Here is a 13432-nt window from a genome sequence, read left to right on the forward strand (position 1 = left end):
TTAGAGTAATACTTAACTGATAGCGTATTTTTCCTCAAATTCAGCCACTTGCTGTAGAACTTCATCAACACTTTCTTGTAATTCACCGCCCATTTTGGTGAGCTCATGGGGGAAATCATCTTGCATCAACGTCATCAAGGCATACCAAATTGCTTTAAATTTATCTTTTAAGGCATAACCGGGTAATTCGAGTAGCTCTTTTGTTTTATAAAACTGTTTTTTGGCCATAAGCAAAGTAAAGTAAAGAGCAATAGTGTTATCGTGAAACTTTATGTCATAGGTTCTATCATTACTATCAAGACATTGCATAAATAAATCATAACTTTGCGGTAGCTTTTCAGCCCATAATAAAACTACTGAATAAAGGGGGGTTATGTACTCACTTGGCTGCTCTTCATAGGCTGTTTTAGTCAGTTCAAGTGCTTTTTCGTGCTCATTACCTAGCTGAAAATAAAGCGAGGCTAATTGTATCCCTGCACCTTCTGCATCAGCATTAATTGCTTTTGTAAAGTAATCTTTTGCTTTATCAAGTAGTTGTTGTTCTTGGTATAAAAAGCCTAAATGTAAAAGAGCACTTTTTTGATTAAGTTCAAGTGCTTGAAGGTAACGTTTTTCCGCTTTATTAAATTGTTGTTGATCTTGATGTAAAAAGCCTAGGTTAACAAGTGTATAAGAGTTTCCCTTTTCTATCGCCTTTAAGTAATACTCTTCAGCTTCAAGGTACAATTTCTTTTCATGATATAGGTAACCAATAACCCCTAAAACGTTAGCACTATTTTTTTGTGAACTTTTGAGTAATTTAATCGCCTCATCAATTTTATTTTCATCAGTGAGTTGCCATGCCTCGATAATAATTTCTCTATCTGACGCTGAAATGTCATTAACGAGAGTAGAGTTATTTGAAGTTAAATAGGCTTTGGTGCTTTCTTTCATTTCATGTTCGGTGTTTATATCTAAACCAGCATAGCTTAGCGCTTCACACATGTGATAAACGTAAGACTCTTGTATTTTACCATTACGAATAGCGCTCATAAAACCTTTGGCTCTACGTTCAAGATCTTCTGGGCTGCACCACGAGGTTAAAAAGTTAACTAACCACTCGACTTTTTGGCGATCTTTTTTACGGCCAAAACGCATTAAATACCAAATATTAAAAAATCGCTCTTCAATTTTATAAATCTTATTTTTACCGATGGAAATAGACTCTACGATGCCGTATTTAGTTTCTAATTGCTTAAGCTGGGCGGATACGGTTTTACTCTCTAGGCGGGTTTTTTTGGCAATTTCTTTAGTGCCGATGCCGTCCCAGTTCATTGCTATGGTGTGCGTTATATCTTGTAACGTTTCAGGTAGGTCGTCCATGCGGTGTTTATACAAAGGGGTAGCATCGTCGAGTATTTTTAATAAGTCATCAAATGCATTACCGCCATCATCTACAAAAATATCAAATAGCATCACCATTGTTCTTGGTACACCACCGGTTAAACGGCGTAAAGTTTCGATGCGTTCAGGCGTGTTTTTAATGATGAGAGCTATTTTTTTCTTTTGTTGTTCATCGCCCATACTGGCAAGAAAATCAAAACACTCTTGTTTATTTAAGCCGATGAGTTTAATTATTTTGAAAAACTCGTAAAACGGTTTTCCGTAGTCAAAATGCTGCTCGAGCATTTTGGTTGAACCACCAATGATTTTGAGTGTTGGCGATGTGAGGAGTATTTCTCTGAGTCTGCGTTGCTCTTTTTCTTTTAATTTGCCTAGTAGCTCGTCAATGTTGTCTATCAACAGTAATAGTTTTTTATTTTTCGCTTTTACTGCTTTTTCTAAGTATGAAAAGCTTTTTAGTTCGTAATCGGCATCATCAAAATGGCTTTCCATATCATCATGTATGGTAGCAAAGTCATCTTCGGCTGTGCATTGTAAATAATCAGCAATTTCTTCCCATAGGCGACTAAGTGAACGAATTTGATATTGTTCTTCTGAGAATTTTATTGGGATTAAAAGATCAGCTAGCGTTGGCTCAGCTTGTACTGCGAGTTTTATTTTTCTTAATAGAGTTGTTTTGCCCTGACCTCGCTGGCCGACAATTATAAAGTGTTGGCTAGGAACTGTGTAATCACTGTTTTTGATGTCATCAAAAATGTCGTCAAAATCATGATTACGCACAACAAACTTAGCAAAAAATTCTTTTTCATCAATTTCATCAGGCGTGTATTTATAGCGCGAGTAATTAGTTTGCGACATTTTTGTTCCACCACATTCTTAAGATCGGAGAGTTAAATTGATAGGTTTTATTGTTGTCGTTGTTGTTAATGTAGCCATCGTATATTAATGAGTGCAGGCAATCTTTTGCTTCATTGCCGTCTAAGTTATGTTTACTGGCAATATTCATGATATCGAGCAAGTTAGTCTCTTTTTGGTTGGAAATAGCGTTCAGTACTTCTTTACAAAATAAATACTCATTATTGCCTAATGCGGTTTTGAGTTTACTTTGCCAGCTCTCAAAGTGATTGCGGTTATCTAATGCGTTATGAATTGCTTGATCAATAACAGCTTGATTAATCTTTTGCTCTCTTCGGTAGATTTTTTTAATTTCTTGGGTAATGAGTTGGATATAAAATGGGATCAGCCAATGTATGGTATTAAGTAAATAGTCAATATCTGCTTGATTGATTTTAATCTCCGCACTTTTGAACAGTGCGATAGTAAACTGCTCTGCTTCGGGGGGAGTTAAAGGCGGGACTTTTATATTGTTTAAATCGTTGATGTGTTTAATAGCGTCAATTTTGGATACTACGCTCTCTAAGCCTATAGAGCCTGCGTAGATAAAAGTCACTTTTTGTGAAAACTTTTGATCTTGTCGTAATTCTCTATGGGCTTTTAGTAGGCTAATAGCGTTCTTAGGTTCTTCGTACTTTATTATGTTTTCAATGGTTTGAGCAAACTCATCAATCATAATAATGAGCTTTTGATCATGATCTAAATCTTTAATCAACCTGTGAAAAGCTTGTTTGTGATCTAGCATTTTGCCATCACCAAACTCAACGCCGTCCATCGTTATTGAAGCTATTTTTATGCTTTTGATTTTATCCCAGAAGTTTTTAGTTTTTGTTTTCAGGCTGGCAATGAAGTCTTCTTCCATTAGTGCATTAAAAACTTTTGACCAAAATTCTGCCTCGGAATCAGCAGACTCTGTATCAATATAAATGGGGATATAATTTGCTTTAGGTTCATCAACTATTTTATACATTATTGATGTTTTACCTACACGGCGAGGGGCGCAAAGGAGAATATGGCTACCGTTGTCTATTGCTTCCCATATGTCCTCTAGTTCATAGGGTCTATTCCAAAAGTTCGCACTTCTCGCAGCTTGACCAACAATGTTTTTCATACGCACCTCATGACAAATTATATTTTGTTAGATTAGTTGGCAAATTATTTTTTGTCAAACGTTATGGCAAATTATAATTTGTTATTTTTTAAATTAGAGGAATCGTTTTTAAACGTATATTTGAGAAGATATAAAAAACCCGTGATTAGAAATCTAATGACGGGTTTTGTCATTTTGTGGCTTTAGCCCAAAACTCTAACTGGTCAATACACTATAAACCTAGTGTTCGTGAGCGTGCTCTTCTTCTTGTGCTATACCTAACCAAGTAATAGCCGCTGGTGGGAATGTAAGTTCTAGTTCACCTTCAATTTCTAAATCTTCAAGGTGTACTTGCACAACGTGCTGAGCAATAGGGTCGGCTACATAAGCGAAATGACCGTTTTGTGCTACTGTCATACTAAACTTCATACCCTCAGGCATGGTTGTTACGTCTTGTTCAGTGATATCAACTTGACCTGCTAGTTCCCAGTGCGTGTGACCGTCGTGCGCATGTGCCTCAAGTACATTTAAAAAGCCTAGGCTGTCTAGTACTAAAAAGTGCTCGCCATTGGCTGAGAAAGAGTAAGATACCGCACTTGCGCCATCGGCTAGTTGCCATTCTAGCGCTTCCATTTCAGCGTCGCTTGGGTTGATACTTAACAGCACAGCAGCGCCGCCGCCATGACCCGAAGCTATACCAATAAAGGTATCGCTTTTTTCGTGGCCGTATAGTCGACCAATTCGTAGATCGCCTACAGCATCAATGTTGGCCACTTTTACAGCTTCGTACTCGTCATTATGTTGATGCGCTAATAGCACGCCGTCACTACAACCAAATGCGATGGTGTCGTGGTTTTGTGCTGCACCGTGTAAATCTGGGCAAGTAAGTTCAAGTGTTTGCTCTAGTTCGTATTCGCCATCGTGAAGGTGGTAAACACCGACTTGATCAGGCAGAATCTTAGCGTTTGATGTACTCTGTGCATCATCGCGACGAATTGTTGATAATACGTGCTCGCCGCGTGGCTGCGCTACACCGTGCATATTTATATTGTAGCTAATGCTTGGTAATGCCGCTGTTGCGTTTGTAATATCGTTGTCGGTTAGAACCGCTACTGAGGCGGTTGTGCCTGAGTCTGTATCACCATCATAAAATATAGCTAATTTACCATCGTGATTAACGAGGTGGGTAGGGCGGCTGCCGCTGGTTAGTTCATAACTGCTAAGTACAGGGCTTTGTTCGTAGTCATGTAGGTGTGCACCGTGATCTTCACGCCATAAGCCACCATCAATAAAGCCAAGGTAATCTTGGCTGCGACTTGCAATAAGTGCATAACGAAAATCAGGAGACACTGACAGCGTATTTGAATCATGTGTTAGGGTGAATGTTTCAAGCAGTTTATTGTCGTCTAAGTCAAAAAAGCTGGCTGCGTTGCTATCAGCGGCAAGTACAGCGAGTCTTCCTAATGAGTCGATTGTATAGCCATCGCCGTGGTCGCCACCATCACCGTGATCATGGCCGTCATCAGGCACTGCAATTGGATCTTTTTCAACAATGTTGGTTTCTGCATCGCCGCAGGCTGTAATTAATGTACTGCTAATTGCAAGTGCAATAAGTTTTAGTTTGAATAGTTTGGTCATGTTAGTTTCCTTTAATTTATTTATAATTTTTATGGCTTAGAAATAGCCACGAATGCCTAATGCAAAGCTACGGCCTGGGCGTGGCGCAATATTCTTTAAGAATGAGCTATGCACACGGGCTTCTGTGTTCGTTAAATTTGTGCCTCGTAGGTACAAAGAAAGGTCTTGATTGAGTACCGATAAATCATAAGAAATACTGGCATTGACCAAGGTGTAACCATCGGTAGCAGTTTCTTCAGGAGCGGTACGGTCTTGCTCTTGGTAGCGAGTGGCATGAATGTGGGCACTGAGTTTTTCGGTTTGGTAGCTAAACTCTGTACCGAAACGCAGTGGCGGCGTACGCGGTAGGTTGCCACCTGAGTCAAGGCGAGCGCGCACGTAATCTGAAAATAGCTCAAGCTTGAACTCGTCGGTTAACTGCCATGCAACTTGCGCTTCAAAACCGTGTAAAGTTACATCGTCCGTCTTGAATAAATAAACAGGTAATTCAGATGAATGATCATGCTCGTCACCGTGATCATGGTCATCCCCGTGGTCGTGGCCACTTTCAGCGTATAAGCCAGTTTCAACTTGATAATAATAGTTGTCTACTTGGTTATAGAAGGCATTAAAAATGAAGCCTATATCGCCTTGGGTTTTACGAAAGGTTAAGTCAATATTATTGGCGGTTTCTAAATCAATGGTGTGATCAGATAAGCCTAAATGGCCGTCTTCATGAATATCAAACAATGCGCCGACTTCATAGGTTGCAGTACCAATATGAGGGCCGAACGACAATAACTCAGAGGCTGATGGCGCACGCTCTGAACGCGACAATGACAAGCCTAAATTATAGCTAGGAGCAAAGTCCCAGACTACGCCAGCAGATAAGCTAACAGGGGTAAATTCATGCTTTGCGTCAAATACGCGAGTTGCGTTACTGTGTTCATCATGGCCGTGATCATGGCCGTCATGTCCACCTACGTCGTCGTGCGCGTGGGCATCAATACTAGGTAGTAATACGTTATCTGCATCGATAGTTACGCGTTCGGCGCGGCCACCTAATTGCACTAAAAAATCACCAAAGTGTCTTTCTTCCATTAGTGCAATGGCATAGCTTTGTGTTTGTGAAGGAGGGGTAAACGCTTCTGAGCCTTGTGCTTCAACATCACTTTGTTTGTAATGAAAGCTAATGCCGCCATTCCACTCATTAAATTGACTATGCAGAATGTCTACGCGTAATTCGTTGGTTTTATTTTTAAATGTGGTGCCAACTGAGCCGTGCTCAATTTCTGCGTGCTCGTAATCTGTAAAACCTGCACGTAGGTTGATTTTATTAAGCCATTTACTATCTAGGTTGTATTCACCTAATAGTTGCACTTTAGTTTGTTCTAAATCGGCAAATACGCTTTCTTCTTCATCACTGTGCTCGTCTTCAGCACCGTGAGAGTGACCCGGAATGCCGTATTGACGATTAAATTGCTCGATGGCTAAACCAATAAAGCCTTGATCGAATAAATAGCTGGCGCCAACAGTAAAGCCGTCAGACTCTTCGTTGCTGTTTTTTACAACATAATCACTATGGTGTTCTGCATGGTCATGATCGTCATGTGCTAATTCAGCAGCGACGGGTATTTCATAGTCATTCGCTTCTCGCCAAAATGCATCAGCATAAAAAGCAAACGAATCAGTGCCTGTGGTGGCATTAAAAGAAGCAACGGTTTGGTCATCAACCGAGTTGTGCTCTACATTCCATTCACCACGAGTTGAACTGTCTGTTGGTACGCGATTATCTACCACATTGACTACCCCGCCAATTGCACCGCTGCCGTAAAATAACGTTGCAGGGCCGCGTAATACCTCTATTTGTTGTGCAGTTGACGCCTCTGAAGCAACTGAATGGTCTGGACCAACCCTTGATACATCACTCACATCAAGGCCATTTTGAGTGATCAGAACTCGAGGTCCACTTAAGCCACGAATAATTGGGGTGCTGGCGACTTTGGCGTGAAAATTAGTATTAACACCTGGCAGTCTTTCCAAGCTGTCACCGAGTGTTGCGGCTTGTTCGCGTCTTAATTTTTCACCGGATAAAACACTCACCGGAGAGGCAGATTCCATTGCTGACATATGAATTGGGGTTGCTTCAATGTCAATAACTTCAATTGGTGAGCGCTCTAAATTAAAAGCAACCGATTGGCTATCACTGGTATTAAGCATGATATCGCGATGAAGGTGAGCATAACCTGGGGCAACAACGTGAAGTTCTTTTAAACCGTCTTTTAAGCCCGTTATTACAAATTTGCCGTTTGCATCCGTTGTAACTTTTATGTCTGAGCCTTCAACTTCTACTGTTGCGTTGGCAACAACGTTACCTTGCTTGTTTAACACAACGCCTTCAATGGATTTTGCAAGCACACTTGCGGGTAATAAAGCCGCTATCAACACAGCTAATTGAGATCTTCGTTTCATTTGACTACCTTAGTGAATGTTATACTATATCAATTGTGCTTGAAATGTTATATTGTATCAATAGAAAAATTAATTAATGTTTGGCGCAAATGGAACAGGTTTACACGAAATGGAATCATGATAAGGGGCAAGGAATGGCAAAGTTTGAGTTGAGTAAGCCTGAGTTAGTGTGGTCAAAGTGAATCAACGGCAAGTTAAAAAAGCGATTCGTTTTGCAAATATTAAGTGCGAAACATCAGGAAAAAAACTGACTGAAAAACGTCAGCAGGTACTCGAAATTTTACTCCATGCAAATAAGCCTTTGTCGGCTTATGAACTTACTGACCAATTCAATAAGGTGATGGATGTGCCGATTTTGGCTATGTCAGTTTATCGGATTTTAGATGTTTTAGAGTCGGTCAACTTGGTACATAGATTAAAATCAGAGAATAAATTTATGGCATGCAGTCATGCCAATGATGGATGCCAGCATCAGTTATCTATGTTTTTAATTTGTGCTTCATGTAACAAAGTGACCGAGATGAATGATGATAATGACAAGGTGAAGGCTTTGTTTGAACATTTGGAGCTTACAGGTTTTTCGCCGGCGGGTTCGCAGTTAGAGATTTCGGGATTATGTTGCCAATGCAAGCCAAAATTGCCGCAGTCCAATTAGAGGAAATAGAATGAAATCGACACAAAGTGTAATGGATAAGCTTGCTATAGGTCTTTCAATGGTATGCACAGTTCATTGTTTTGCAACACCTATTTTACTAACACTTTTACCTAGCTTTGCTGCCTTACAACTTGATAATGAACAGTTCCATTTATGGATATTGGCAGCTGTAATACCTACAAGCATACTTGCATTAAGTTTAGGTTGTAAAAAGCATAAACGTTTTCGCTATATGGTGTCAGGGCTTGTTGGTGTGATTTTAATGGTACTCGCAGTGACCGCTGGTGAGGCGTTATTCGGTGAGTTAGGCGAGAAAGGGTTTACGCTATTAGGTGCGGCTTTTATTGCTGTTGCCCATTGGTTTAATTTTCGTCAGTGTATAGCCAAAAATAATGAAGACTGTCCGTGTTCAGCTAGCATGTCAGAGCAAGTAAATTGAAAGCCACATTAATTAAACATGCCTGTGTAGTCAATGAGGGTAAGTCACAGGTTCTTGATGTGCGCATTGTTGGTGGGCGTATCGATAAAATAGCGGCGGATATACCCGCACAAGCGAATGACCATGTAGTTGCAGCAAATGGGTGTTATTTATTACCTGGAATGATTGATGATCAGGTGCACTTTCGCGAACCTGGTTTAACTCATAAAGGCAATATTGGCAGTGAGTCGCGCGCAGCCGTTGCAGGTGGCATCACTAGTTTTATGGAAATGCCAAATGTAAGCCCGTCAACGACCACGATTGAGGCACTGGAGCATAAGTTTGCGCTAGGTCGCGACAGCTCATTGGCAAACTATAGCTTTTATTTAGGTGCTACTGAAAATAATTTAGAGCAAATTAAAAGGCTTGATCCAACTCGCCATTGTGGCGTAAAAGTTTTTATGGGGGCATCCACAGGGGATTTACTTGTTGAGCACCCTGATGCGTTAGATGCAATTTTTAAAGAGAGCCCAATTTTAATTGTGACCCACTGTGAAGATGGTCGTGTTATTGAAAAAAACCTTGGTAAGTTGCAGGGGAAAACCTTAGACATACACGATCACCCTATTATCCGAGATACGCAGGCTTGCTATGCCTCATCATCTTATGCTGTTGCATTGGCTAAAAAGTATCAGTCGCAATTACATGTATTGCATATCACCACAGAAAAAGAGCTTAGCTTGTTTTCGGCAGGTGATATTCGTAATAAACATATAACTGCTGAGGCCTGTGTTCATCATTTGTGGTTCAGTGCAGAGGATTATGCAAAGCAAGGTAATTTGATTAAATGTAATCCAGCAATCAAAGCAAAAAGCGACCGCGATGCGCTACTCAATGCAGTTATAAATGGTCAAATTGATATTATTGCAACCGATCATGCTCCACATACTTGGAGTGAAAAACAGGTTCCTTATAGTCAAGCACCAGCAGGCCTGCCTTTGGTTGAACATGCATTATTAACTTTGCTTGAACACGTAGAGCAACAGCGCTTAACACTAGAGCAGGTCGTTGAAAAAACAGCCCATAATCCTGCATTGCGTTACCACATAATAGATCGTGGTTTTATTCGTGAAGGCTATTTTGCCGATCTGGTTTTAGTTGATACAAATCAGCAAACCTTAGTCAATCATACAAGCACCCGCTACCACTGTGAATGGACCCCCTTTGACGGTCATCGATTCCCGGCAAAGATTATGGCCACGTGGGTTAATGGTAAACAAGTATTTGATGGCCAGCAGCTAATAGACACGACTGGCATTGCAATGCCTTTGTTATTTAATCGTTAAAAGTGAATAGTAGTTAAAATATGAAATTACAATTACCTGATATTGCATCTGGGCAGCGCGCCGGGGCAGCCTTACCATTAAAATGGGTTGGTATGGAAGGCATTGCCATTCCTTTAAATATTATTGAACAACCCAGCTCATCAATTGCAGCAAAAGCGGATGTATTTGTAAGTTTAGATAAAGCTGACGCGAAAGGCATACATATGTCGCGGTTGTATCTAAGGGTAAAAGATATTTTGGCGCGAGAGCAATTAAGTGTAGGTGTGTTGGCTGCTCTTTTAAAAGAGTTAGTCGAGTCTCAACAAGGATTAAGCCTTGCTGCACGACTGCAATTAGCGTTTGAATTAACAATTCGCAAACCTGCGTTGCTCAGTGATCAATTTGGTTATCAAACTTATCCTGTGAGTATTCGTTGTGAATACATTAATGAACAAATGAATATGGAGTTGTCACTGACCATTCCTTATTCAAGTACATGTCCTTGTTCTGCGGCTTTATCAAGGCAGGCAATGAGTGATGCCATTACTTCACAGTTTAGTCAGGATCTTATATCTAAAGAGCAGCTTTTAGATTGGGTTACCTCGCAGCAAGGTTCAGTTGCAACACCACATAGTCAGCGTTCATATGCCTATTTAAAATTACGCCTGCAAAATAATGCGTTGCCGAACCTTGAAACGTTGATTAAAAACTTAGAAGAAGTGATAGGCACACCTGTGCAAACCGCAGTAAAACGCGAAGACGAACAAGCGTTTGCAAAATTAAATGCTGAAAACCTCATGTTCTGTGAAGACGCAGCAAGACGTTTAAAACTAGCGCTAGAAAATAATGGGCAAGTCATCGACTACTGGTTTAAGGTTGAGCATCAAGAAAGTTTACATGCTCATAATGCGGTGGTTATTGATCATAAATCTTCACATGGTTACGAAAAGCTTTAAAGACCCAAAATGGAGAATTTTATCGGTGAAATGACTCACTAACCGTATGAGTTATTTCCCTGTTATTAAGCTGTAATAACAGGTCATTAATTTAATGCTATGGGTATATTAAGACATAATTTTAAACAGCAGCTCTCTTACTGTTGCGGGTTCAAATGGCTTGTCACAAATGGCATCTACACCCGCTTGGGCAATGTTTGCTAAATGAGTTTCGTTGGCTTCCGAACTTACCATTAGAACCGGAATATGCGAATAGGTTGCTGAGCTTCTTACTGTTTCGGTCAGTTCTTTGCCATCCATTTCAGGCATGTTGTAGTCGGTTACAATTAAATCGAACGACTGTTCATTAAGCAGTTCTACAGCTTTTTTTCCATCTTCTGCTTCAACAGGTGCAGGGATCCCCATACCTGCAAGCACCCTTATAATATGCTTACGCGCAAAACGGCTATCATCAACAACAAGCACGCGCAGCAAAGTGACATCAAAATGCTCTAATTCAACTTCTTCTTCACTAATAATATCTAATGTTGCTTTAAGCGCACGGGTAATTGCTTCGGCGCTAAATGGCTTGGGTAGAATAGCTAATACCCCAGATTGCCTTAGTTGCTCTAAATATTTTTTGTTGCGCTCGCTTGATACCAACATAAACGCTTGATGCTCAGTTTGTGGTGTTGAGCGTATTTTCTGTAAAAGTGAATCAGCGGTGCCGTCAGAAAAATACATGCTACTGATCACTAAATCAGGCTGATAGCTATCAAGCAACGCTAAAGCTTGGGCTTGTGTGTTAGCTGTTTCAACTTGAGTTACACCGCTCTGAGTCAGTGATTTTATTATCAACTTTTGTTGCACATCGGAAGGCTCAACTAACAGTATTGATAAATTGGCTATTGCGGTTAAATCACTCATTTATATCTCTTCAGTGTTGTTGTTATACGAAAGCTTTTGCTTAGATCGGTATTATAGATCAACAATATGCCCTAGCAGGACAAAACTTTGCATTTTTGTAACTAAAAGTATTAAAAAGCATGTAAAACAAAGAGTAAAAAGGCCTATGAAAGGCCAATGGCAGAGTGTGAAGGTTAGTCTGTAGTCTTTTTTTGCTCTTTTGCGATATAAAACTTGCCGATCCACCAAGCTTTAATATTGAATCGAGTGTGGCCAATAGTCGCGTGTATTTATGGATGCAAAGAACATGGATGCTGCAACAACTCCCTTTAGCGCTGCTATTATTTTGGCTGGGCGGTGTCTCTTGGGTGGTGTGGGGTGTATGCCTTAGAGTGAGTGTATCTGTGGTTGGGCATTGGTTAATTGGTTATTTTGCACATAATCATGGGCAAAGGGATTGGCATGTTGAGCAAGCATATGTTCAAGGCTATAACGTGCCTTTTGCTGCATTATTAACTATGGACGAAAGTTATCATAACAATCATCATGCATTTCCTGGCTCTGCAAATTTTGCTTTAGAAAAAGGGCAATTGGATATTGGCTGGTGGGTGTTAAAAGGGTTGTTCGCGATCGGTTTGGTGTGGGGTTTAGTATTGCCGCAGCATTTAGCACAACGTGACGAGTTAGTACGAATAGATCGCTAATATGGTGTTGTGCTTACGACGGATACGTTAATATTCATCGTAAGCTGCAACGTTGAGCTTTTGTTTACCGTTAGGTATTAACGATAAAACGCTTCAACAGTGCCTTTTACTTTAATTAAAAGTGGTTGGCCGCGGCGATCTAACGCTTTTGGTGCTGCCACTTTGATCCAGCCTTCGCTGATGCAGTATTCTTCAACGTCTGAACGTTCTTTGCCATTGTGGCGAATACCAATGTCGTGATCAAAAACGGCTTCCACATAATGTGGGCTACGAGGGTTGATCGAAAGTTGATCAGGTAGTTCAGGTTTATTTGTGTCAGTCATAATTGTGATCTGCAAAGAATAGATTGTGCGCTATTGTAGGCAATACACGCTTTAGGCTCAATAGTGGCTGTGATAAATATGAACGATTACCGCTAAAATAGCTAAGAGATAGGAGCTTATAGAGCCAATATCTCGTCGCGGTTACTCGGTGACCATGCTTTGTTTGCGGCTTGTTGTTGCGGTAGCCATTCGTAGTCAGTGTGTTCTTTAGGATCGAGTATGATGACGATATCATCTGGGACGCAAACACTAAACACATGCTCGGTATTAATAAGCGCGTTGGCATGATAACGAGGACGCCAGTTTTCGCGGATAGTATATTGGTTGGTCTTTTGGTGATTGCGAATGGTTAAACCTAATGACCGTGCATCAATGCCGGTTTCTTCAAGTAATTCGCGGTAGGCGGTTGTTGTAGGGCTTTCGCCTTCATCGATGCCACCTGTGACTGATTGCCAAAAATTAGCGTCGTCAGTGCGTTGAATCAATAAACAGTCTTTATTGTTTTTATAAATAACCACCAGCACAGAAAAGGGCTGACGAAGTGGTAAGTTTGCTGACAAAATAAACGCTCATTCTACTTAGTTATCGCTAGTTTAGCGCAGTAAAAACTAAGAAACTAGCGTGAAGTGTCACTTGTTTCGTGTGGCTCTTAACTAAGTGCTTAAACCACCCAGTATGTAGAATTCAGCGCATTGATTACTTTGAGCTGC

General features: G+C 40.5%; 12 protein-coding genes. 5 read left to right on the forward strand and 7 right to left on the reverse strand.

All coding sequences use genetic code 11. The features are described 5' to 3' along the window. Positions 1 to 12 precede the first annotated feature (12 nt). The 4 genes from A7967_RS23000 to A7967_RS09000 form a co-directional block, all read right to left on the reverse strand. Entirely contained in the window at positions 13 to 2241 is a 2229-nt protein-coding gene (locus A7967_RS23000) for an NACHT domain-containing protein (RefSeq protein ID WP_054205822.1), read from the reverse strand. After that, positions 2228 to 3388 (reverse strand): ATP-binding protein, encoded by a 1161-nt coding sequence (locus tag A7967_RS08990; protein WP_054205823.1) that lies wholly within the window; start codon positions 3386 to 3388, stop codon positions 2228 to 2230. Before A7967_RS08990 ends, A7967_RS23000 begins: the two co-directional genes overlap by 14 nt. Positions 3389 to 3607: 219 nt before the next feature. Beyond that, on the reverse strand, positions 3608 to 5005 hold the full coding sequence (locus A7967_RS08995; RefSeq protein ID WP_054205824.1) for a hypothetical protein: 1398 nt from the start codon (positions 5003 to 5005) through the stop codon (positions 3608 to 3610). A gap of 36 nt (positions 5006 to 5041) precedes the next feature. Further along, a complete protein-coding gene (locus A7967_RS09000; protein ID WP_054205825.1) occupies positions 5042 to 7456 on the reverse strand; it encodes a TonB-dependent receptor in 2415 nt (804 codons plus the stop codon). 178 nt (positions 7457 to 7634) lie between these two features. On the opposite strand from A7967_RS09000, the gene A7967_RS09005 reads away from it, so the two are divergent. Genes A7967_RS09005 through folE2 form a run of 4 tightly spaced genes read left to right on the forward strand, consistent with a single transcriptional unit; the run spans position 7635 to position 10810 of the window. After that, positions 7635 to 8111 carry a Fur family transcriptional regulator gene (locus tag A7967_RS09005; RefSeq protein ID WP_054205896.1) on the forward strand — a complete coding sequence of 159 codons (477 nt, stop codon included), beginning with the start codon at positions 7635 to 7637 and terminating at the stop codon, positions 8109 to 8111. A 10-nt stretch (positions 8112 to 8121) separates the two neighbouring features. Further along, on the forward strand, positions 8122 to 8550 hold the full coding sequence (locus tag A7967_RS09010) for a MerC domain-containing protein (RefSeq protein WP_054205826.1): 429 nt from the start codon (positions 8122 to 8124) through the stop codon (positions 8548 to 8550). Next, entirely contained in the window at positions 8547 to 9875 is a 1329-nt protein-coding gene (locus A7967_RS09015; protein ID WP_054205827.1) for a dihydroorotase, read from the forward strand. Before A7967_RS09010 ends, A7967_RS09015 begins: the two co-directional genes overlap by 4 nt. A 20-nt stretch (positions 9876 to 9895) precedes the next feature. Beyond that, a complete protein-coding gene (gene folE2, locus A7967_RS09020) occupies positions 9896 to 10810 on the forward strand; it encodes a GTP cyclohydrolase FolE2 (protein ID WP_054205828.1) in 915 nt (304 codons plus the stop codon). A 108-nt stretch (positions 10811 to 10918) separates the two neighbouring features. On the opposite strand, the gene A7967_RS09025 is transcribed toward folE2, so the two are convergent. Further along, positions 10919 to 11716, reverse strand: coding sequence for a response regulator (locus A7967_RS09025; RefSeq protein WP_054205829.1), 798 nt, complete (start codon positions 11714 to 11716; stop codon positions 10919 to 10921). Between the two features lie 248 nt (positions 11717 to 11964). Between A7967_RS09025 and A7967_RS09030 the strand changes: the two genes are divergently transcribed. Next, entirely contained in the window at positions 11965 to 12399 is a 435-nt protein-coding gene (locus tag A7967_RS09030) for a fatty acid desaturase (protein WP_231659059.1), read from the forward strand. 77 nt (positions 12400 to 12476) lie between these two features. Here the strand turns inward: A7967_RS09030 and A7967_RS09035 are convergent, their stop codons facing one another. Together A7967_RS09035 and nudB are read right to left on the reverse strand one after the other, a co-directional pair. Beyond that, positions 12477 to 12722, reverse strand: a complete 246-nt coding sequence (locus A7967_RS09035; RefSeq protein ID WP_054205830.1) for a DUF3297 family protein — start codon at positions 12720 to 12722, stop codon at positions 12477 to 12479. Positions 12723 to 12838: 116 nt separating this feature from the next. Next, positions 12839 to 13282, reverse strand: a complete 444-nt coding sequence (nudB, locus tag A7967_RS09040) for a dihydroneopterin triphosphate diphosphatase (protein ID WP_054205831.1) — start codon at positions 13280 to 13282, stop codon at positions 12839 to 12841. Positions 13283 to 13432: the final 150 nt, after the last annotated feature.

This window comes from Pseudoalteromonas neustonica, from assembly GCF_001653135.1.
GTDB lineage: Bacteria > Pseudomonadota > Gammaproteobacteria > Enterobacterales > Alteromonadaceae > Pseudoalteromonas > Pseudoalteromonas neustonica.